Source organism: Methylobacterium sp. ARG-1 (genome assembly GCF_001262595.1).
Classification (GTDB): Bacteria; Pseudomonadota; Alphaproteobacteria; order Rhizobiales; family Beijerinckiaceae; genus Methylobacterium; species Methylobacterium brachiatum.
On the sequence record NZ_LHCD01000036.1, the window covers coordinates 26,828 to 48,018 of the forward strand.

Here is a 21,191-nt window from a genome sequence, read left to right on the forward strand (position 1 = left end):
CCTCGACGGGCCGGGAAGGATGGCTTCCCGGGATGATCGAAAGGCAACGGGATGAACACCAACGAGAACCACGGCCACCACGACGACGACGCCCCCCGCACGGACGAGGACGGCGTCCGCGCGGTCAAGGTCTACGGCTTCCGCATCGACAAGAAGAGCTACGAGAACCCGCTGCCGGACCTCACCGGCCGAGACCTGCTCGTTATCGCGGGCAAGGCGCACCCGGATCGCTGGAAGATTTTCCAGAAGGTCGGCGCCCAGTTGAAGCGCATCGGCCTCGACGAGGTCGTGCACGTGAGCGACAGCGGCGAGGAGCGCTTCGTCACCCTGCCGCTCGACCAGACGGAGGGGGAGCAGCCGCTCCCCCGCCGCCGGGATTTCGCGCTTCCCGAAGGCGACGAGGAGACGCTCGACGCGGCCGGCCACCGCTGGGAGGCGATCCAGGAGGCGGGCGCCACCCGCGTCGTCGTCCGCGACTATCCCGTCCGCACCGGGTACGCCCCGGCCAAGGCGGACCTGATGCTGCGCCTGCTGCCGGGGTATCCCTCGACTCAGATCGACATGTTCTACTTCCACCCCCCGCTCGCCCGGGCCGACGGGGTTCCGATCCGCGCCCTGGTCGGGGACACCTTCGAGGGCAAGCACTGGCAGGGTTGGTCGCGTCACCGCACCGGCGAGAACCCCTGGCGCCCGGACGTCGACGACATCGGCACGCACCTCGCGCTGGTTGAGCATTGCCTCGCCAAGGAAGTGGGGGCCGCCTGACATGCGCACCACCCTCGCCCTGACCGGCGCGCAACACGCCGCGCTTTGCGCCCACCTCTTCCCCGGCGACGGCCGCGAGGCGGTCGCCCTGATGCTCTGCGGGCGCGCCGCCTCGCCCGGACGGACGAAATTCGTCGTGAACCGGATCGTCCCGATCCCGCACCATGCCTGCGAGCGCACCGACAGGCGCGTGACTTGGCCGACCGCCTACCTGGAGCCCCTGCTCGCGGAGGCGGCGAAGCGCGGCATGGCCGTGGCCAAGGTCCACAGCCATCCGGGCGGCGACCTGCGCTTCAGCGAGGTGGACGACGCCGCGGATGCCGACCTGTTCGGCGGGGTCCATGCCTGGGTCGACGACGGCCAGCCGCACCTCAGCGCGGTGATGGTCCCGGACGGGACGATGATCGCCCGGGCCCATGGCGAGGACGGCACGCACGCGCCGCTCGACCACGTCGGCGTCGTCGGCGATGACCTCCGCTTCCACCGGCCCCCCGTTCACGCTGCCCAGGCCGTTCCCGAGTTCGCGCGGCGGCACGCCCAAGCCTTCGGACGCGCGACGTTCGAGGCGATGCGGCACCTCCGCGTCGGGGTCGTGGGGTGCTCCGGGACCGGCGGTCCGGTCGTCGACCAGATCGCCCGCCTCGGCGTCGGCGAGATCGTGCTGGTCGACCCCGACCTGGTCGAGGACAAGAACCTCAACCGCATCGTCAACACGACGCTCGCCGACGTGGGTCGGCCGAAGGTGGAGGTTCTGGCGGCCTTCGTCGAACGCCTCGGGCTCGGTGCGAGGGTGGAGGCCTTTCCCTGCGACCTGTCCCGACCGGACGCGCTCAGGGCCGTTTCGACCTGCGACGTCGTGTTCGGGTGCATGGACGGGGTCGAGGGCCGCGACCTGCTGAATCGCCTCGCGACGTTCTACGTCCTGGCCTACCTGGACATCGGGGTGATGCTCGACGCCGATGGCGAGGGTGGCATCGACCAGATCTGCGGGTCGGTCCACTACCTGCAGCCGGGGCGCTCCAGCCTCCGGGGGCGCGGTCTCTACACGGACGGGATGCTTGAGGCCGAAAGTTTGAGGAGGCAGGACCCCGCGGCCTACGAGGACCGCCTCGCGCGCGGCTACATCCGCGGCGTGCCGCAGGAGCGGCCGGCCGTGGGTGCGGTGAACGGCCTGTTCTCCAGCCTCGCGGTGGTCGAGTTGCTGCTGAGGCTGCATCCGTCGCGGCTCGACCCGAACGGCGATTTCGCCGTCCAGACCCTAAGCCTGACGGCCGGGTTCTGGCAGTTCGCGCCGGAAGAGGGCACGGACGACGCGCTCGCGCGATACCTCGGTCGAGGCGACATGAGGCCGTTCCTGAACCGACCGCATCTCGACATGCTCATGAGGGCGGCGTGATGGCGGGACTTCCCGTTACGCTGCTCCGGGCGTCCCTGTCCTGGGTCGCCCGCCGCCTCGGGCGTCACACCGTGGATTTCGTCGACGAGGAGCCCGATACGCCCGCGCCTCGCACGGTCTACGTCGTGGGTGAGGATGGCCATCAGTGGTTCGCGGCCTTCGGGTGCCCGTGCGGCTGCGGCGAGACGATCAAGCTCTCGCTCGTTCCCGGCGACCGGCCGGGCTGGCGCATCCGCCGACACTGGGACGGGACCGCGTCGCTGACGCCGAGCGTCTGGCGTCAAGTGGGATGCCAGAGTCACTTCTGGCTGAGGAAGGGCCGGACCGACTGGTGCTGACCGCCTTCGCCCGCCGCGGCGCCGGTTCCGCCGACGCCGAACCTGTCGCCTCCGGAGCGGGGAGGATTCCGCCGCGGTGAACGGAGGTGAGGTCGACCCGGAGCTAGGTCGCCGCTGGCCGGACTGGGGTGAATTCCGGACATGGGGCCGTTCAGGAGGCCCTCGTTGCGACGAACGGTGCCGCTTGGAGGCCGTTGCCTCGGCCATATCACGCCGGAAAAATTGACCGGCGGAGGGATGTCGCTTCCATCGTTGCGGTCCGGACCAAGCCGAGGGCCGGATAAGCGCCGCCCGCCCGAACGCGTGATCCCCGGCCGTCGGCGGCAGGACGAACTCTGAACGGGGCGGCGCACGTGCGCCGCCCCGTCGAAGCCGTTAGGCCAGGGCAGCGGCCCACTTCGTAGGATCGGGTGACTTGTTCTTGTAGATCGTCCCGCCGAAATCCACGTGAAGCTCGGCCCACGCCCCGCCAGCCTGGCGCGCGAGAACTTCGAAGTGCTTCGGCTTGCGGCGAAGGTCCCCCGACGGGGTCCAGCCCGCGGCCTTCACCGCCTCCAGCACGCGCGATGGGTCGGCCGGCATGTCCGGTCGCTTATCGCCAGGCGGGTGACAAGGCTTCTTATGCTGGATGTGCACGGGTTCCCGGCTCTCGGCTGCGATCCGCGTCACCTTGATCTCGGACGGGCGACGCTCGCCCTCGATGTCCACATGCAGGCCCGCCACGAGCGGGAAGGCCTCCGCTCCCTTAGGGCCGAGATCGGCCAGATGCGTCCCGCCGCCGGCCTCCACCGTGAAGCGATGGGCAAAAACGTGCTGAATGACCCCCGAGAGGGCCGTCGTGTCGTGGTGCGGCATGATCTTCTCCGTAGGGCGCCCATCCGCAGGCGCGGCCCGTCAGGTGGCCTGGCCTCACACGCCGTTCAAGATTGACCCCGGCCGGTGCGAGCGAGGGGACGATCACCTTTCTGTGCTTCGTCCCGAGGCCGCGGGGGCCCGTGCGCGGCTCACATGCCGGGTCTGCGGACCCATGGTGCTGCCGCGATCATGCTCACGCGCAGACCCTGCTCGGCCGACACGTAGCCTCAAGGATCGAGCCGGGCCGTCCGCAGGCGCAGGGCGTTGCCGATGACGCTGACCGAGGACAGCGCCATGGCAGCGGCGGCGATGACGGGCGAGAGCAGGATACCCAGGAACGGGTACAGCACCCCGGCCGCGACCGGCACGCCGGCGGCGTTGTAGACGAAGGCGAAGAACAGGTTCTGGCGGATGTTGCCCATCACCGCCTTCGAAAGGCGCCGCGCCCGCACGATCCCCATCAAGTCGCCCTTGAGCAGCGTCAGGCCGGCGCTCTCGATGGCCACGTCCGTGCCGGTGCCCATCGCGATGCCGACGTCCGCCGCGGCGAGCGCGGGGGCGTCGTTGACGCCGTCGCCCGCCATGGCGACCACCTGCCCGGCCGCCTTGTAGCGCTCGACCACGGCGGCCTTCCGGTCGGGCAGCACCTCCGCCTCGACCTCCTCGATGCCGAGGCGGCGGGCGACGGCCTCGGCGGTGGTGCGGTTGTCGCCGGTCAGCATCACCACCCGGATGCCCTCGGTCCGGAGCGCCGCCAGCGCCTCCGCGGTCGTCGCCTTGACGGGGTCGGCGATGGCGATGACGCCCGCCACCCGTCCGTCGACGGCGGCGAAGATCGCGGTCGCGCCGTCTCGCCTCAGTTCGTCCGCCCCTGCCGCATATGCCGACACGTCCACGCCATGCTCGCGCAGGAAGGCCGCGTTGCCGAGCGCAACCCGGCGCCCCTCCACGGTGCCGAACGCGCCCTTGCCGGTCGGGCTTTCGAAGTCGGCGACGGCGGCGGTCGCGACGCCGCGCTCCTCCGCGGCCCGCACGACCGCCGTGGCCAGCGGGTGCTCGCTCGCCCGCTCGACGCTCGCCGCGAGGCGCAGCACCGTAGCCTCATCGAAGCTAGCTGAAGGCACGATCCGGGTGACCGCCGGCTTGCCCTCGGTCAGCGTGCCTGTCTTGTCGACCAGGAGGGTGCCCACCCGCTCCATGCGCTCCAGGGCCTCGGCGTTCTTGACCAGGACGCCGGCCCCGGCACCCCGTCCGACGCCGACCATGATGGACATCGGCGTGGCGAGCCCGAGCGCGCAGGGGCAGGCAATGATGAGCACCGCGACGGCGGCCAAGAGCGCGAAGGTGAAGCGCGGCTCCGGCCCGAAGACCATCCAGGCGAGGAACGCGAGGACCGCCACGCCGATGACGGCGGGCACGAACCAGCCGGCCACTTGGTCGGCGAGGCGCTGGATGGGTGCGCGCGAGCGCTGGGCCTCGGCCACCATCTGGACGATGCGGGCCAGCATGGTGTCGCGCCCGACCTTCGTGGCCTCGATCACGAGGGCCCCGGACTGGTTCAGGCTGCCGCCGACCACGGGGGCGCCCGCCGCCTTGGTGACCGGCATCGATTCCCCCGTCACCAGGCTCTCGTCCACCGAGCTCCGCCCCTCGGCGACGAAGCCGTCGACCGGCACCTTCTCGCCCGGGCGCACCCGCAACCGGTCGCCGGCCGCGATGGCGTCGAGGGACGTCTCTTCCTCGGAGCCGTCCGGTCGAATGCGGTGGGCCGTCTTCGGCGTCAGGTCGAGCAGGGCACGGATCGCGCCGCCGGTGCTCTCGCGGGCGCGAAGTTCCAGTACCTGCCCGAGGAGCACCAGAACCGTGATGACGGCCGCCGCCTCGAAGTAGGCAGGCACGGCCCCGCCATGCCCGCGCAGGGCCTGCGGGAACAGGCCCGGGGCAGCTGTGGCGACGACGCTGTAGAGGAAGGCGCAGCCCGTCCCCAGCGAAACCAGCGTGAACATGTTGAGGTTGCGCGAGACCACGGAACGATAGCCACGCACGAAGAACGGCCAGCCCGCCCAGAGCACCACAGGCGCGGCGAGCACGAACTGTATCCAGTTCGAGGTTTGCTGCCCGAGGCGTTCCGCCAGCCCGAACAGGTGGCCACCCATCTCCAGGACGAAGACGGGGAGCGTCAGCACGAGCCCGACCCGAAAGCGTCGGGTCATGTCGACCAACTCCTCGCTGGGGCCGGTGTCGGCGCCGACCACGGCCGGCTCAAGCGCCATCCCGCAGATGGGGCAGCCTCCCGGGCCGACCTGCCGCACCTCCGGGTGCATCGGGCAGGTGTAGATCGTACCCTCCGGCACCGGCTCCACCCTCGCCTGCCCCGGATCGAGGTAGCGGACCGGATCGGCCTCGAACTTGGTCCGGCATCCGTTCGAGCAGAAGTAGTACGGGTGCCCGGCGTGCTCGGCCCGATGCTTCGCGGCGTGCGGATCGACCGTCATCCCGCAGACGGGATCCTTGACCGTCCCGGTGCCGGAAGCCTGGGTCTCGTGATCACCGTGCCCAAGTTGCGCATGGTCGTGCCCGGCATGATGGCCGTGGCGCTCGTGCGAGGGGGGGACGCTATGCGGCATGACCTGGCTCCCGTGGGTTCGCATCGCCTTCGGTCACCGGCTTCCGGTGACGGGAAGCAGGCCGAGGCTGTCCAAGGACGTCGAACAGGTGACGGGGACGGCGGGCGTCCCCGTCGGGATGGGTGCCCCGGATCGGGGCGCGGCCGACCTACTTGGCGTGCTGCTTCAGCCACGCCTCCATCTCGCCGATCTCCTTCTCCTGGTCGTCGATGATCTTCTGGGCCATAGCCTTGGTGGACGGGTCCTTGGCGTGCTTCAGGGCAACCCTGGCCATCGCGACCGCGCCCTTGTGGTGCGGAATCATGTGGGTGCGGAAATCGACGTCCGGGTTGCCGGTGTAAGCGACGGCCATGTCCTTCATCATGGCCATGTCGGCGGCCTTGAAGTCCTTGGTCGAGGCGTCGTCCTTCGGGTCCGGCTTCATGGAGGACATCGAACCGTGGTCCTTCATGTCCTGCGCGTGGGCGGTACCGGCCAAACCGAGACCGAGAATGGCGGCGATGGCGAGCGTGTTCGGGATTTTCATGGTCGTTACCTTTTTCGATGGCGTGGGATGCCGTCGCGCCGGAACGGACGTCCGCTCCGGCGCGACGGGGCGTCGTGAGGCGCGGCGGCGTTCAGTGACCGTGGGGAGGCTTGGTGGCCGTTCCGTCGGAACGTCCGTGGTCCATCCGCTCGCCGGACTTCGCGGGGGCCGTGTCCCCGAGACGCATGTCGTGGGCAGGCCCTCCCGCCGTGCCGCCGCGGCTCGGCGTGGGCTGCGTCTGCTGCTCGGCGTTCGCGTTGCCCTGGTCGTCGGCGAAGGCGGGCGATGCCGCACCGAAGGCCATCAGAAGGGTGGCGAGAGCGGCGATTTTCATGTGGTGAACTCCTTGGCTCATTGAGGTTGGCCGGTCGCCGGCGTGCAGCTCGTCGACCGATGGCTCCGGCACGGGCACCCGCCTCGGGCGGCTCCCCCTGCATCCCTGCGTGGGATCTTCAGGCCCCCTTCCGGTCGCGCTCGCGACAGGGGGCGATGTTCAGTCGAACTTGCCGCTGGCCGTGGCACCGTCGGGCGCGGTGAGCTGCACGGCGCCCTTCGGGCTGTCCCCGAGCGCCACCGGGGCCGTCCCTGTCAGTCGGTTGCCGTCGGCCGGCTGCAGGGGGACCCGGGTCGGCTTGCCGCCGACGACGAGGATGGCCGTGCCCTTGAAGCCCGTGGCCGGCACCGGCTTCTGGCCGCCGTCCGACAGGAAGACGTCGACGGTCTCGCCCTTGGTAGCGAGCTCGACGTGGAACTTCCCGGCGTCGGCTACCCGGCCGCCGTGCTGGCCGGCGCTTTCGTGGGCGTACGCCGCGGTCGCCGCCATCAGGCCGGCGACGAGGGTCAGTCTGTGCAGGATCATGCTGGTTCTCCTCGGGGGTCAGTAGGCCTCGGCCGGGCGCGGTCGCGCGCCGTCCGGGGACGGGTCGGCCGGCGCCTCGGCGTGCAGGGCGTGCAGCCGCTCCAGCGGCTTGCGGCCGAAGCGCAGGAACAGGACGGGGGTCAGGAAGGTGTCGAGCAGCGTCGCGCTGACGAGGCCGCCGAAGATCGTCACCGCCACCGGGTGCAGGATCTCCTTGCCCGGGCTCGCGGCGTCGTAGAGCAGCGGCACCAGCGCCACGCCCGCCGAGAGCGCCGTCATCAGCACCGGGGTCAGCCGCTCCAGGCTGCCGCGCACCACGAGGTCGGGCCCGAACGGCATACCCTCGTGCAGTGACAGGTTCAGGTAGTGGCTGATCTTCAGGATGCCGTTGCGGGCGGCGATGCCGGTCAGCGTGATGAAGCCGATCATCGACGCCACCGAGAGCGGCTGCCCCACCAGCCAGAGCGCGGCCACCGAGCCGATCAGGGCGAGCGGCACGTTGCCCATGATGATGAGCGCCAGGGCGGCCGAGCGGTAGCGGCTGAACAGGATGGCGAAGACCAGGGCCAGAGAGAGCGCCGAGAGCGCCGCGATGGTCCGGCTCGCCTCCTCCTGCGCCTGGAAAGTGCCTTCCAGGCTGGTGAAGAAGCCGGGCGGCATCGGCTCCTTCGCCACCGCCTCGCGGATGGCGGCCACGACGGTCGCCATGTCGGTGCCGGCCGTGGTGTTGGCCTGCACCACGATGCGGCGCCGGGCGTTCTCGCGCAGGATCTGGTTCGGCCCGTCGGTCTCGCGGATGTCGGCGACCTGGCGCGCCGGCACCCAGCCCGAGGGCGTCTCCAGGAGGAGGTCGCCCAGCCCCGTCGTCGTCCGGCGGTTCTCGGCGAGGCGCAATACCACGTCGAAGCGGCGCACGCCGTCGACGACCGTCGAGACCACCCGACCGTTGGAGAGGCGGCTGATCTGCTCGACGACGGCCGCGGGCTGGACGCCGTAAAGGGCCGCCCGGGTGTAGTCGACGCGCACCTCAAGCTGCGGGATGCGCACCTGCCGCTCGACTTGCAGGTCCGCGAGACCCGGGATCGAGGCCATGCGGTCGCGCAGGGAGTTCGCGACCCGCCGCAGGGCGTCGAGGTCGTCGCCGAACACCTTGAGCGCGATCTCGGCCCGCACGCCCGAGAGCATGTGGTCGAGCCTGTGCGAGATCGGCTGGCCGACGTTGACCGCCACCGGAAGGGCGGCGAGGCGCCCGCGGATGTCGGCGACCAGCGCCTCCTTCGGACGCTTCGTACCTTCGTCGAGCGCCACGTCGATCTCGGAGGAGTGGACGCCCTCGGCGTGCTCGTCGAGTTCGGCCCGACCGGTCCGGCGGCCCACCGCCTTCACGCCCGGGATGTCCAGGAGCAGCTTCTCGGCGATCAGCCCGACCCGGTTGCTCTCGGCGAGCGAGATGCCCGGGTTGAAGGTCATGCTGACCGTGAACGAGCCCTCGTTGAACGGAGGCAGGAAGGCCCGGGGCAGGTTCCAGGCGGCGACGCCCGCGGCGGCGACCGCCACGGCGACGCTTCCGACGAGCCAGCCCTTGTGCCGGAAGGCGACCCGCAGCAGGGCGGCGTTGCCCCGCTTGAGCAGCTTGAGGAAGCGGCTGTCGTGCTCCTCAAGGTTCCTGAGCCCCGGGAGCAGCAGCGACGCCAGCACCGGCGTCAGGGTGATGGAGGTGAGCAGGCTCGCCAGGATGGAGATGATGTAGGCCTGCCCCAGGGGTGCGAAGAGCCGGCCCTCGATGCCCGAGAGGGCGAAGAGCGGCACGAACACCAGGATGATGATCAGCGTCGCGTAGACGATGCCGGAGCGCACCTCGTTCGAGGCCTCCACCACCACCTGGAACACGCTCTTCGGGTTGCCGGCCTTTCGGTTCTCGCCGAGCCGCCGGTAGATGTTCTCGACATCGACCACCGCGTCGTCGACGAGCTCGCCGATGGCGATGGCCAGGCCCCCGAGCGTCATCGTGTTGATGGACAGCCCGAACAGGTGGAACACCACCGCGGTCGTCAGCACCGAGACCGGGATGGCGAGCAGCGAGATCGCCGTGGTGCGCACGTTCAGCAGGAAGGCGAACAGCACCACCGCCACGACCAGCACGGCCTCGACGAGGACGCGCTCGACGTTGCGGATCGAGGTCTCGATGAAGTCTGCCTGCCGGAACAGCACTTGGTCGGCCTTGATGCCGCCGGGCAGGTTCGGGTTGAGTTCCTTCAGTGCGGTCTCGATGCTGCGGGTCAGCCGCACGGTGTCGACGTCGGGTTGTTTCTCGACCGAGACGATGACCGCTGGCTTGGCCATGTAGCCGGCGTCGCCCCGCTTCACCTTCGCGGCAAAGGACACCTCCCCGACCTGGCGCAGGTATACAGGCGTGTCGGCGACCGTCGCGACCACGAGGTTGCGCAGGTCGTCGAGGCTCATGGTCCGGCCGATGCTCCGGATCAGGTACTCGCGGGCGTTCTGATCGGTGAAGCCGCCGCCGGCGTTGGTGCCGAACTGCGCCAGCGCCGTCTCCAGCTGGGCATTGGTCACCCCGAGCGCGCGCATCGCCGCTGGGTTGGGGCTGACCCGGAACTGGCGCACCTCGCCGCCGATGGGGATGACCTGCGCCACGCCCGGAATGGTCAGCAGGCGCGGCCGGATGGTGAAGTCGGCGACCTCGCGCACCTGCATGGGGGTCGCGGTCTCGCTGGTGACCGCCACCAGCAGGATCTGGCCCATGATCGAGGAGACAGGGCCCATCACAGGGGTGACGCCGCGGGGCAGCTGGTCCTGGACGAGGGACAGGCGCTCCGCGACCTGCTGCCGGTTCCGATAGATGTCGGTCCCCCAGTCGAACTCGACGTAGGTGATGGACAGGCCCACGCCCGAGACCGAGCGCACGCGGGTCACGCCGGGGAGACCGTTCATCCGGGTCTCGATGGGATAAGTGACGAGTTGCTCGACCTCCTGGGGGGCGTACCCTTCCGCCTCCGTCATGACCGTGACGGTGGGTCTGTTGAGGTCGGGAAAGACGTCGACCGGCAGCTTGGTCGCGGTGAAGGCGCCGTACAGTACCAGCACCGCGGCGAGCGCGAGGACGAGCAGGCGGTTGCGGACCGACTGGCTGACGAGGAAGGTGAACATCGGGCGGCCTCCTCAGCGAACCTGGTCGAGGAGTTCGGCGCCCTGGGTCACGACCCGCTTACCGGACCCGATCCCCTCGGCCACGAGCACCCGGCCGCCGTCGAGCGGCTCGACCCGAACGGGCCGCGCCTCGAAGCGCTCGGCGGTGGTGTGCTCGTAGACGACGTCCTGCCCGTTGCCGGTGCGCACCACGGCAGAGCGCGGCAGCGCCAGGCCGGCCTGCTCGGTGTCGGTCCCGGCCAGCACCGTGACGAACTGGCCGACCCGCAGGCCGGAGGCGTCGCCCTGGACCGCGAACTGGACCGGTATGGCCTGGTTGCGGTCGGCGAGCCCCGTGCCCTGGTAGGCGAGCTTCAGGGTCCGTCCGTCGGCGAGACGGGCCGTAGCGTTCTGCGCCGCGGTCAGAGCGTCGAAGCTGAGGGCCTCGACCCAGAGGCGGTTTGGATCGACGATCTGGAAGACCATGGCGCCGGGCGCCGCCATCTGCCCGGCCACTGCGGTCGCCTGCGCCACCACGCCGTCGACGGGCGAGACCAGGGCCTCGGGCTGCTGGCGGATCTTGTCGAGGGCCGCGCGGCGGTCGTGCAGGCCATTGAGCTCCGCGACCGCGTCGTCGAGCTGGGTCGTGGCGACGGCGCCGGTCGTGGCGAGCTTCCGGTAGCGCTCGACCCGGCGCTCGACGATGGCGATCTGCTGGTCGAGTTCGCCCTGGCGCTGGCGCATGTCGGAGACGTCGACGGCCTGGACCGGCGGCGTCACCGTGGCGAGCACGTCGCCCTTGCGAACCTTCGTGCCGAGGCGAGGGAAGACGCCGGACGGCGGTGGCGAGATCCGTCCGCCGACCGAGGACTGGACGACGCCGCTGGCGTTCGGGTCCGGGATGATGCGGCCCGGCAACTCGACCGAGCGGTGGAAGCTGCCCTGCTCGGTCATGATGGTGCGCAGGACCAGCAGCCGTTGCGTCGGCTTCGGCACGAAGACGGAGCCGTCGGGCAGGCGCTGCGCGAGGTCCGACGAGGCCGGCGTCGTCTGGCGCGGCTCGATCAGGGCGGCGCCCTCAACGGTTGAGCCGTGGTCCTCGTCGCCGTGCGCGAAGGCGGCGGTGCCGAGGACGAGGGTGATGCCGATGGCGACCAGCGCCACCGCCGGCGCGCCACGGCGCCCGCGTGCGAGCGCCGTCACGAGCACGCCGAGCAGGAAGGCGACGGCGACCGCGGCCACCAGGGCCGGGTCCTTGGCCATCAGCCGTTCCCTGATGCCGTGGGCGACCTCGGAGACGCGCGCCAGGGCAGCCTGAGCCGGGGCCGGCTTGGCAGGCGCCGCGGCCGCGGCGACCTTCGGGTCGGGCACTGTGACCGCCACGGTCAGCACATCGACCGCGTCCCCGGCCGTGACGGTCGCGAGGAGCTCGTGCCGGCCGGGCTTCGACAGCCACGGGACCGGCAGCGCGTAGCCGCCGTCGGTCGTGGCGGTCGCGACCCTGGGACCGTCCGGCGTCTCGACCTCGATGGTCGCGCCGGGCACCGGCTCGTTCGTCCGGAAGCGGTCGAGGAACAGCGTCAGGGTGCCGTCGCGCGGGACGGCGACGAGTTCGAAGGCGTCCGAAAGCGCCTCGCCGCGCGGCGCGATGGTCTTCGAGAGGGGCGGCGGCACGGCGCCGTGGTCGTGGCCCTCGTGGGCAAGCGCAGGCCCCGTTAGGACGGCAGCAAGCAGCGCCACCACGCCATAGGCGGCGGCAAAACGGGTCGACATGAATAGGAATCCTCGCGTCGGGAAGTCCGGACGGCGCCGATAGCGGGCGCATTCCGGGCGTCGCGCGCCTCAGGCGCGCCCTACTTCACGCGAGGGTTCGTAGGGGCTCGGGCAGGGCCTCGGGGTCGACGCCTGAACGGGCATCGACGTCGTGCGGGATCAGCACGACGTTCCCAGACAGGGGCCTGGAAAGCGACGCGGCGCCGGCGACGACGCCGGACGGGCAGCATACCATCGTCCCGCAGCATGAGCCCCTGCAGCCGACAGGGCAGCATCTCCCACCGGCATCGTCAGCCTGCAGCGAAGACAGCGGCTCGGCTGCCGGGGATTGTCCGTCGAGCGCAAGCCGGGTTTCGGCAGGGCCACCGACGATGCGGGACGGGAGGGTAATCGGCCTCGTCGCGACGGGAGGCGCTGCGTTCGCCTGAGTCGTTGATTGATGACGACCGTGGTGGGCATGGCCGTCGTGGGCTTGGACGGCAGACGGCGCGACGTAGGCGATGATCGCGAGGATCACCACCGCCGTCAGGCGCATGATTTGCCGGTCGAGGCTCATGAGGTCTGGCTTACACCGATTTCGGTGGCGGGACCATGTCCGCATGTGAAACGAAAATGGGGGGATGAAGGTTTGGTTGCCGCTGCGGCATTTCAAGCTGCCGCGAGCAGCGGCTCAGCCGGATCCGCGGCCACGGACACGAGATCGGCCCGCAAATTGATCCCGACTTGAGCGCACGGCTCGATGGCTTGGATGGTGCAGGTGATGGGCTTGGTGCAGCCGCCGCATCCGATCTTGTAACGGAACAGGACGCGCTTTCTTTGATGACGTGCCGCGGGTAGTGGGGCTTCCCGATTTGGGAGGGTCGGGGCGTGATGGTTGTTCTTGTGCGAACAAACCAAAATCGCGCATAAGAACCTCGATGGGTGTCGGCGGTTGGCATAGGCGTTGTGCCGTGTTGCAGGAGTGGTGCGCATTCGGTGCCCGCGCGCTCTTGCTTGCCCTGGCCATGTTCATCGTTTCGACCGTTGCGGGCTCCGGCGACGATCTTGCTGATCATGGCGGCCGCTACCAAAACGCAATCGGTGTGGGGACGCTAGTCACGCCCATGCCCACCGAGGCCGGCAATCCGGGTTTGGCCTGCCGCCTCCTTTGTGGCTGCCATCAGGTGGCCCCTCTCCAAGTCTCCTCCCACGTCACGCCGTCGACGGAGTTCGCCGGCCTGGGCTTTTCCTGGGTGGCCGAGGTTCCGACCTCCGTCACTCCCGACCGACTGGCGAGACCGCCCCGCGCGTAAGGTGACGCCGCGCTCCCAAGAGCGCGTTCGCCCGGCCCACATCTCGGCGCCGGTTCGTCCATCACCTGATCCAACGGGAACGACCGTGACCGCCCAAGCAGGCCGTCCGGCGTCCTTGTCGAGCGGCCCCCATGCGCCTCCTCCTGTTCGCGGTCCTCCTGGCCACCGGCATCGCCATAGGCGCAGCCGTCCCCGCCGTCGCCCGCTTCGTCAGGGACAATCTGGCCGCCGCCGGGCTGCCGAAAGACCTGTTCACCATCACCGTGCCACCCATCACCGCCAACCACGAACCCTCGAAGGCTGGGACGCCGCCCGACGGAGATGACGACGTCAAGAAGCCGGGAACCCCCAAGGCCACGAACGGCCACGAGATCGGGAAGCACGGGTACGAGCCGGGCGAGGAGCACCCCGAGAAGGGCGCAATCCGGATGGGACCCGAGGAGGTGGCGGCGCTCAACATCTCGGTCGTGAAAGTCGAGGGCGGCACGCTCGCCCGGCACCTCCTGGTACCCGGCGCCATCACCCCCGACACCGACCGGATCGCGCGCGTCCCGGCCCGGGTCGTGGGTACCGTCACGGAGATGCGCAAGCGCCTCGGCGACCGGGTTGCCAAGGACGAGATCGTCGCCGTCCTCGAAAGCCGTGACGTCGCCGACGCCAAGAGCGAGTACCTCATCGCCTCGGTACGCGCCGAGCTGGAGAAGACCAACTTCGACCGGCAGCAGGCGCTCTGGGACAAGCGCATCTCGTCGGAGCAGGTCTACCTGCGGACCAGGGCAACCTACACGGAAGCCACCTTGCGCGTCGACCTCGCCAGCCAGAAGCTGTCCGCCCTCGGGCTGAGCGCGACCGATGTCGCAGCCGCACAGAAACGAGAAGGTGCCACCCTGAACCAATCCACCCTGCGCCGGTACGAGCTCCGCTCGTCGCTCGCCGGCCGGGTCGTCGAGCGCAAGGTCGAGGTCGGGACGACGGTCGGCGGCAAGGGCGACCCCGCCGACATCTACACCGTCGCCGACCTCTCGACCGTATGGATCGAGCTGTCGGTGCCGACACACGAGCTCGCCATGGTTCGGGAGGGCGCACCCGTAGCTGTCACCCATGCCCATGAGGCCGGCGGCCGCCATGCCGACGGCAAGGTCGTCTTCGTCAGCCCGTTCTTGAACCCGGACACCCGCTCGGCGCGGGTCATCGTCGCCCTGCCGAACCCTGACCTTGCATGGCGCCCCGGCGCCTTCGTCACTGCCGGGGTGGAGATCGCGAACGACGCGGTCGAGGTGCACGTCCCGAAGGCCGCCCTGCAGACGGTCGGGGGCGAGCGCGTCGTTTTCGTGCGCACTGAGGAGGGCTTCGAGAAGCGGGAGGTCGAGCTCGGACGCTCGGACGACGATTCCTACGAGGTCGTCTCCGGACTGAAGTCGGGCGCCACCATCGCGGTTGCCAACTCCTTCATCCTCAAGGCCGAGCTCCGCAAATCCGAAGCGGGCGACGACTGAGGGCGACCGGACCTGATCTCCCGTATCCTCGCCTTCCCCGTTCGACAGGGCTGGCTCGACTTCGTGCCCGATATCAACAGCAACCAGGTGCTGTTCAACACCGTCGCGCCCACGCTCTCGCCCTTCGATATCGAGAAGCAGGTGACCTGACCGGTCGAGACCACGCTCGCCGGCATCAAGGGTTCGGAATACATCCGTTTGCGTTCGCGTAACGACTTCTCCCAGGTCACGGCGGTCTTCGCCGACGAGGTCAAGGTCTACTTCGCCCGCCGCCAGTTGGTGGAGCGCCTAGGCGAGGCGCGCGAGGGGCGGCCGTCCGAATTCCAGCCTCATATGGGGCCGATCATGACCGGCCTCGACGAGATATTCATGTGGACCGTGCGCTACACGGCGCCCGACGCGTGGAAGGCGTCGTGTTTAGGCGAACCGGGCTGGCAATCGGACGACAGATACCTGACACCTGAGGGACTGGGGCTGAGGACGGAGCTGGAGAAGGCCGCCTACCTGCGGACCTTCCAGGAATGGATCGTCCGGCCGCAGATCAAGACCGTGCCGGGCGTGGCCAGGGTCGAGGGCAAGATGTTCGAGCCGATGGCGCCGACCGTCATCATCGCGCTCGTTGCCGCCTTCGTCCTGTCGCTGACCTTCGTGCCGGCGCTGATCGCCATCCTGAAGGACGCCATGACCGCGCTTGTTGCCCTCGCTCGGGTTCGTCCCGGTGACGCTGGCGGCGGGGACCGGCACGGAGGTCCAGAAGCCGCTCGCGACCGTGTTCATCCGCGGCTTGATCAGCGCCACCATGCTGACCCTGGTCGTACTTCCGGCCCTCTATGCGCGCTTCGGCGGCGCCCGCGCCACGGCGCCGGTCAGCCATGACGAGGACGACGGTGGCGCCGCTCTGTTCCGGCAGGTCGCCGAACAGTATCCGTGAGCACCACGCGAACCAGCGGCAGTCCTATCAGGATCGCGGACCTCGCATTGCAAGCTTGACAGACTTCAAGAGCAACGAGACCACTCAGAAATGACGACCTTCCTCGCCTATGCGGGCGCGGCCCTCGCCGAAATCGTTGGATGCTTCGCGTTCTGGGCCTGGCTGCGCCTGGACAGATCACCCCTCTGGTTGCTCCCCGGCATGGCATCGCTTGCGCTCTTCGCCTACCTGCTTACCTTAGTCGAGAGCGAGGCGGCAGGCAGGGCTTATGCGGCCTACGGAGGCATCTACATCGTGGCGGCCATCCTCTGGCTATGGGGTGCGGAAGGCTACCGTCCGGACCGATGGGACGTTACGGGCGGTGCGATCTGCCTCGTCGGCATGACGGTGATCCTGTTCGGCCCACGCCCCTGAGGCCCTCGCGGCGATGCGCGCGGCTTACCCAGGATAGTGCCGAATCTTGTTCTTCAACAAGGGTCGGCTCACGCTCGTGGCAGCCTGCAGTCGCATGCTCAACAGCACGCCTGCGGAGGACCATGCCTCAACCGATCCGCCCAAGCACGGGGAAGGCCTCCACGAGGAGGGAAGCCACGGCGCTCATGCGGTCGGTCACCATCAGCAGCCCCATCGCCACCATCACGCCCCCGCCGACGAGCTGAAGCGCACGACCGAACCAGCGTAGGGTCCGAAGGCGCGCGACGAAGCCTGACAGGAAAAGGGCCGCCGCCACGAACGGCACGCCAAGCCCGAGCGAGTAGACGGTGAGCAGGGCGACGCCCTTGCCCGCGGCCGAGGAGGCCGTGACTGCCAGGATGGCACCGAGGACGGGACCGATGCATGGGGTCCATCCGAAGGCGAAGGCCGTTCCGAGGAGATAGGCGGCGACGGGCCCCTGACCCGGCGGATCGCCGTGCCAGCGCAGCTCACGCTGCAGCCAGGCGGGCCGCAGCAGACCGGCCGTGAACAGGCCGAACAGGATCACCAGCAAGCCCGAGGCGAGGTTCAGCGCCTCGCGATGGGCGAGCAGGGCGAAGCCGAGCGCGCTCGCCCCCGCGCCGAACGCGACGAAGACGGTCGTGAACCCGAGCACGAAGCAAAGGCTCAGGCCGAGCGTGCGCAGGCTGTCGCGCTCGCCGGCGGCCGACTGCCCCGCGACGTACGACACGTAGCCCGGAACGAGGGGCAGCACGCAGGGCGATAGGAACGACACGGCGCCGGCCGCGAAGGCCGCCAGGAAGCCCACGCTTGAGGCGTCGATGGCCATCGGTTCAGCCCCGGCGGAATGATGGACGCAGGATCGTCACTCCTGACCGGCCCCGGCCGCGGCGAAGATCTTGAGAAGGCGTTGGCGCTCCGCCTCGGTCCCGCCGGGCCCCGCCGGCTTGAGCGCCGCCGCACCCCGGACCGGCTCCCGCTTGCCGGCGAGAGCAACCGGGCCCGCGGCCGGCACGGCGACCTCACGCGGCCCTGCGGCCAGAGCCTCGGGGCGGCTCACCTCGCCGAGACCGCCTCCGGCCGCGACCATGGTCTCTCGGAACGACCGGTGCTGGCCGCCGTCCTCGTACACCAGCCGGACGGCGGGCGTCCCGCTCGCCACGAGGGCGGCGACCTGCCGCTCGTCATCCGCCTGCCTCCGCGCGACCGCGCCAGCGGTGGCCTCGTCGCCGGCATCGAACACGTATCGGCCATCGGCGACGCCGACGCCCTGCTCGGCCCCCGTGACCTCGAACCGGTCGGACCCCTCCTTGAGGTTCCTCCAGAACGCGATGTTCGGGTCCTGGCGATGCCGGGCCAAGTTCTCCGGCGTCATGCGGAACGGGTAGGACTGGAACTGGACGGCGCGCTGGCCGCCCGCGAAGGCCTCCCGCACCACGGCATAGAGTTCCGAGATCACCTCGTCCGTCATCGCGAAGCAGCCCCGCGACGAGCACGAGCCGTGCACCATCAGGTGCGCACCGGTGCGTCCCAGGGAGCGGTCGTACTCGTTCGGGTACCCGAGATTGAACGAGAGATAGAGGCTCGAATTCGGGTTCATGGACGCGGGCGTCACCGCGTAGAAGCCCTCCGGCGCCTGCCGGTCCCCCTCCCGGGTCTTGGGCCCCAGCTGACCCGACCAGCGGCACATCGCGTAGGTCTTCAGGAGGGCGTACTTGCCGTCCGTGCCGCGCTTCCAGAGCTCGATCTCGGACTCCTTCTTGTAGGCCCGCATCAGGATCGGATCCGCCGGCGAGACACCCTTGGCCGACATCAGGGCCAGGGTCGCCGGCGGGATCGGCGCGAGGTGGCGCGTCGAGGCCGCGTACTGGCCGTCCTGGCAGGCGGACAGCGCCAGGAGGAGGGCCAGACCGAGCGTTGTCGTCTTCAGCATGTCGGCCTCGCCGAGGTCGGCCTCCGAGCCTGGGCTCGAAGGGTTGATGACAGGTTGCCGTGGCTGCGGTTCGGCGGAAGCGGGCCGCTTACGGGATCGGATCCCCGGCGCTGCGATGCCTCCGCCGCAGGGGAAGTCCGTCGAGGAGCAGCAGCACCACGCCTGTCGAGATCCAGACGTCCGCCAAATTGAAGGTGAACCAGCGGATGCCGCCGGTGTGCAGGTCGAGGTAGTCCGTGACGACGCCGTCCATGAGCCGGTCGACGAAGTTGCCGGCGGCCCCGCCCGCTATCGCGGCGAGCCCGAGGCGTTCGAGCCCGCCGCCCGCGGCCAGGGCCCAGCCGGCCACGAGGCAGGTGAGCGTGCCCTGGATGGCGAGGAGCAGTGCCAGGGAGGACGGGTCGTGCGCCGGGAACAGGCTGAAGCTGATGCCGTAGTTGAATGACAGGCTCAGGTCGACGAAGGGCAGTGCGCCCCTGACGGCGCCTTCCTCCAGCCACGCCTCGGCCACCGCCTTGGCGACGAGGTCTATGGCCGCGGCGGCCCCCGCCACCCCGGCCACGGTCGCCGCCCGGCCGGCCCACCCTGACAGGGAGATCATCAGGCCCTCAGGAGACGGAGCGCGTTGGCCGTCACCAGGACGGTCGCGCCGGTGTCGGCCAGGATGGCCGGCCAGAGGCCGGTGATGCCTGCGACGGTCGTCATTAGGAACACGGCCTTCAGGCCGAGGGCGATCGCGACGTTCTGGCGGATATTGCCCAGGGTCGCCCGAGAGAGGGAGACCAGCGCCGCCACGTCGCCCACCCGGTCGTTCAGCACCGCCGCGTCCGCCGTTTCCAGGGCCGCGTCGGTGCCGCCGCCCATCGCGATGCCGACGCTGGCGGCGGCGAGCGCCGGCGCGTCGTTAATGCCGTCGCCGACCATCGCCACCGGAGCCGCCGCCTTCAGGGCCGCGATCTCGGCGAGCTTGTCCTGGGGCAGGAGCTCGGCCTTCACGTCGAGCCCGAGTTCGGACGCGACCGCCTCGCCCGTGCGCCGGTTGTCGCCGGTCAGCATCACGCTGCGGACGCCGAGCTTCCGCAGGGCCGAGATGCCGGCCGCCGCGTCGGCGCGGGGCTCGTCCCGGACCGAGATGGCGCCCAAGGCCTCGGCGCCGCGGACGACGATGACCACCGTCTTGCCGCCGGCTTCCAGGTCCGCGACCGCGCGCTCGGCCTCGGGGCCGAGCCGCGCGCTCTCGGCGGCGTGGCGTGGGGAGGCGACGAGCACCGTCTGACCCATCACCGTGGCCGACACCGCCTTGCCGGGGATGGCGCGGGCGTCCCGCGTCGGGCGCAGCGGCACCCCGTCCGCGCTCGCCCGGTCGAGGATGGCCCGGGCGATGGGGTGGCCGCTTCCGCTCTCGACCGCGGCAGCCAACCCGAGAAGCGAGCGCTCCGACGCGTCCGGGGCGAAGACCAGGATGTCCGAGACCCGCGGCCGTCCGGCGGTCAGCGTCCCGGTCTTGTCGAACGCGACCGTGTGCACCCGCCCGATGACCTCCAGTGCGGCGCCGCCCTTGACGAGCAGCCCGCGTCGCGCACCGGCGGCCAGTCCGGAGGCGATGGCCGCGGGGGTCGAGAGCACCAGCGCGCAGGGGCAGGCGATGAGGAGGAGCGCCAGGCCCCGGTAGATCCAGGTGCCCCAATCGGCGCCGAGCAGCGGCGGCACGACCGCAACGGCGGCCGCGAACGCGAACGCGATGGGCGTGTAGACCGCGCTGAACCGGTCGATGAAGCGCGCCGTGGGCGACTTCGACGCCTGCGCCTCCTCGACGAGGTGCAGGATGCGGGCGACTGTGTTGTCGGCCGCCGTCTTTGTGACCCGGACCTGGAGCGCGCCATCGGCGTTGACGCTGCCGGCGTAGACCGGGTCGCCGACCTCCTTGGGCTTCGGGACCGATTCGCCAGTGATGGGGGACTCGTCCAGGCTCGACGCGCCGTCGGTGATCACCCCGTCGGCAGGCACACGGTCGCCCGGCCTCACGACCACGACTTGCCCGATGGCCAGCGACGCAGCGGCCACCTCGCGGATGGTGCCATTGGCCTCGTCGACGAGGCGGGCGGTCTTCGGCACCAGGGCGGCGAGCGCCTTGATGCCGGCACGCGCCCGGCCCGCCGCCACGACCTCCAGCATCTCGCCGACCGTGAAGAGCAGCACGACGATGGCGGCCTCCTCGGCGGCGTGGATGGCGAGCGCCCCCGCGGTGGCGACCGACATCAGCATCTCGATGGAGAAGGGCGTGCCGGCCAACGCCGCCACGGCCGCGCGGCGGCCGTAATAGGCGAGCCCGACGAGCGCCCCTGGCCAGTAGGCGTACTCGCCCGCCAGGCCCGGCGCGATCCGCTCGACCAGGAAGCCGGCGGCGAACAGGGCGCCGATCAGGATGCCCAGCCGCGCCTTCCGGCTCCGCCAGAGCGGCGGCTCAGGCTCCTCCGCGGTCCCGGCGGGCGGGGCGCCGCCCGAGGCTTGGGCCATGGCTAAGTCCGCGGCCGTGGGGAGCAGCGCGACGCCGTAGCCCAGGCGCTCGATACGCCCCTCCAATTCGGTCCTCGGCGTCGCAGCCTCATCGAGCGCGAGGTCGAGGACTTGGCTGCCGTAGTTCACGCGCACGTCCGCGACGCCCGGCAGCCGGGAGACGGCGGTCTCGATCTTCCCGGCGCAGGTCGGGCAGTCCATGCCCTTGACCCTGTAGCGCAGGGCCTGCGGACCGTTCGTGGGGAAGGATGTGCGGTCCGCGCCGGCGGCCTGGCTCATGGTGCGCTCCGTTCGCCGGGCT

Annotated in this window: 19 protein-coding genes and 1 pseudogene; 7 read left to right on the top strand and 13 right to left on the bottom strand. The window is 70.4% G+C overall.

The genetic code is table 11. From position 1 onward, the window contains the following. Positions 1 to 51 precede the first annotated feature (51 nt). From AKJ13_RS24750 to AKJ13_RS24760, 3 genes are read left to right on the top strand one after another with little or no spacing between them, the layout of a single operon-like run. On the top strand, positions 52 to 765 hold the full coding sequence (locus AKJ13_RS24750) for a multiubiquitin domain-containing protein (RefSeq protein ID WP_003596987.1): 714 nt from the start codon (positions 52 to 54) through the stop codon (positions 763 to 765). Between the two features lies 1 nt (position 766). Beyond that, positions 767 to 2,161, top strand: a complete 1,395-nt coding sequence (locus AKJ13_RS24755) for a ThiF family adenylyltransferase (protein ID WP_003596986.1) — start codon at positions 767 to 769, stop codon at positions 2,159 to 2,161. Beyond that, positions 2,161 to 2,499, top strand: a complete 339-nt coding sequence (locus AKJ13_RS24760; protein WP_003596985.1) for a DUF6527 family protein — start codon at positions 2,161 to 2,163, stop codon at positions 2,497 to 2,499. The genes AKJ13_RS24755 and AKJ13_RS24760 overlap by 1 nt, the downstream gene beginning before the upstream one ends. 375 nt (positions 2,500 to 2,874) lie before the next feature. On the opposite strand, the gene AKJ13_RS24765 is transcribed toward AKJ13_RS24760, so the two are convergent. The 8 genes from AKJ13_RS24765 to AKJ13_RS24800 all read right to left on the bottom strand — a co-directional run bounded on the left by AKJ13_RS24765 (position 2,875) and on the right by AKJ13_RS24800 (position 12,842). Continuing rightward, the gene (locus tag AKJ13_RS24765; RefSeq protein WP_003596984.1) at positions 2,875 to 3,354 is read right to left on the bottom strand and encodes a hypothetical protein; all 480 of its coding nucleotides are present in this window, start codon (positions 3,352 to 3,354) and stop codon (positions 2,875 to 2,877) included. Between the two features lie 227 nt (positions 3,355 to 3,581). Then, complete coding sequence (locus AKJ13_RS24770; RefSeq protein WP_003596983.1) at positions 3,582 to 5,981, bottom strand: heavy metal translocating P-type ATPase; 2,400 nt, start codon at positions 5,979 to 5,981, stop codon at positions 3,582 to 3,584. A gap of 148 nt (positions 5,982 to 6,129) precedes the next feature. After that, on the bottom strand, positions 6,130 to 6,507 hold the full coding sequence (locus AKJ13_RS24775) for a DUF305 domain-containing protein (protein WP_003596982.1): 378 nt from the start codon (positions 6,505 to 6,507) through the stop codon (positions 6,130 to 6,132). Positions 6,508 to 6,598: 91 nt separating this feature from the next. Further along, a complete protein-coding gene (locus AKJ13_RS24780; RefSeq protein WP_003596981.1) occupies positions 6,599 to 6,841 on the bottom strand; it encodes a hypothetical protein in 243 nt (80 codons plus the stop codon). A 159-nt stretch (positions 6,842 to 7,000) separates the two neighbouring features. After that, positions 7,001 to 7,366, bottom strand: coding sequence for a hypothetical protein (locus AKJ13_RS24785; RefSeq protein WP_003596978.1), 366 nt, complete (start codon positions 7,364 to 7,366; stop codon positions 7,001 to 7,003). Between the two features lie 18 nt (positions 7,367 to 7,384). Next, positions 7,385 to 10,534 carry an efflux RND transporter permease subunit gene (locus AKJ13_RS24790; RefSeq protein ID WP_003596977.1) on the bottom strand — a complete coding sequence of 1,050 codons (3,150 nt, stop codon included), beginning with the start codon at positions 10,532 to 10,534 and terminating at the stop codon, positions 7,385 to 7,387. Between the two features lie 12 nt (positions 10,535 to 10,546). Beyond that, on the bottom strand, positions 10,547 to 12,286 hold the full coding sequence (locus tag AKJ13_RS24795) for an efflux RND transporter periplasmic adaptor subunit (protein WP_012455885.1): 1,740 nt from the start codon (positions 12,284 to 12,286) through the stop codon (positions 10,547 to 10,549). Positions 12,287 to 12,371: 85 nt separating this feature from the next. Beyond that, positions 12,372 to 12,842 (bottom strand): hypothetical protein, encoded by a 471-nt coding sequence (locus AKJ13_RS24800; RefSeq protein WP_050735735.1) that lies wholly within the window; start codon positions 12,840 to 12,842, stop codon positions 12,372 to 12,374. Between the two features lie 867 nt (positions 12,843 to 13,709). On the opposite strand from AKJ13_RS24800, the gene AKJ13_RS24810 reads away from it, so the two are divergent. Both AKJ13_RS24810 and AKJ13_RS31615 read left to right on the top strand, forming a co-directional pair. Then, the gene (locus tag AKJ13_RS24810) at positions 13,710 to 15,074 is read left to right on the top strand and encodes an efflux RND transporter periplasmic adaptor subunit (RefSeq protein ID WP_003596971.1); all 1,365 of its coding nucleotides are present in this window, start codon (positions 13,710 to 13,712) and stop codon (positions 15,072 to 15,074) included. Between the two features lie 12 nt (positions 15,075 to 15,086). Beyond that, positions 15,087 to 15,650: pseudogene (locus AKJ13_RS31615) on the top strand (efflux RND transporter permease subunit); the annotation flags it as partial. On the opposite strand, the gene AKJ13_RS24815 reads toward AKJ13_RS31615, so the two are convergent. Continuing rightward, positions 15,575 to 15,757, bottom strand: coding sequence for a hypothetical protein (locus tag AKJ13_RS24815; protein WP_017484334.1), 183 nt, complete (start codon positions 15,755 to 15,757; stop codon positions 15,575 to 15,577). The pseudogene AKJ13_RS31615 and the gene AKJ13_RS24815 overlap by 76 nt on opposite strands. A 35-nt stretch (positions 15,758 to 15,792) precedes the next feature. Between AKJ13_RS24815 and AKJ13_RS24820 the strand changes: the two genes are divergently transcribed. Together AKJ13_RS24820 and AKJ13_RS24825 are read left to right on the top strand one after the other, a co-directional pair. Continuing rightward, on the top strand, positions 15,793 to 16,005 hold the full coding sequence (locus AKJ13_RS24820) for an efflux RND transporter permease subunit (RefSeq protein WP_158022301.1): 213 nt from the start codon (positions 15,793 to 15,795) through the stop codon (positions 16,003 to 16,005). A 90-nt stretch (positions 16,006 to 16,095) separates the two neighbouring features. Then, positions 16,096 to 16,419, top strand: a complete 324-nt coding sequence (locus AKJ13_RS24825) for a YnfA family protein (protein WP_003596966.1) — start codon at positions 16,096 to 16,098, stop codon at positions 16,417 to 16,419. 127 nt (positions 16,420 to 16,546) lie between these two features. On the opposite strand, the gene AKJ13_RS24830 is transcribed toward AKJ13_RS24825, so the two are convergent. The 4 genes from AKJ13_RS24830 to AKJ13_RS24845 form a co-directional block, all read right to left on the bottom strand. Further along, positions 16,547 to 17,269, bottom strand: coding sequence for a cytochrome c biogenesis protein CcdA (locus AKJ13_RS24830; RefSeq protein WP_003596964.1), 723 nt, complete (start codon positions 17,267 to 17,269; stop codon positions 16,547 to 16,549). A 36-nt stretch (positions 17,270 to 17,305) separates the two neighbouring features. Beyond that, positions 17,306 to 18,373, bottom strand: coding sequence for a murein L,D-transpeptidase family protein (locus tag AKJ13_RS24835; RefSeq protein ID WP_017484336.1), 1,068 nt, complete (start codon positions 18,371 to 18,373; stop codon positions 17,306 to 17,308). 88 nt (positions 18,374 to 18,461) lie between these two features. Next, positions 18,462 to 18,974, bottom strand: a complete 513-nt coding sequence (gene lspA, locus AKJ13_RS24840; RefSeq protein WP_012455883.1) for a signal peptidase II — start codon at positions 18,972 to 18,974, stop codon at positions 18,462 to 18,464. Further along, complete coding sequence (locus tag AKJ13_RS24845; RefSeq protein ID WP_012455882.1) at positions 18,974 to 21,169, bottom strand: heavy metal translocating P-type ATPase; 2,196 nt, start codon at positions 21,167 to 21,169, stop codon at positions 18,974 to 18,976. Before AKJ13_RS24845 ends, lspA begins: the two co-directional genes overlap by 1 nt. Between the last annotated feature and the right edge of the window lie 22 nt (positions 21,170 to 21,191).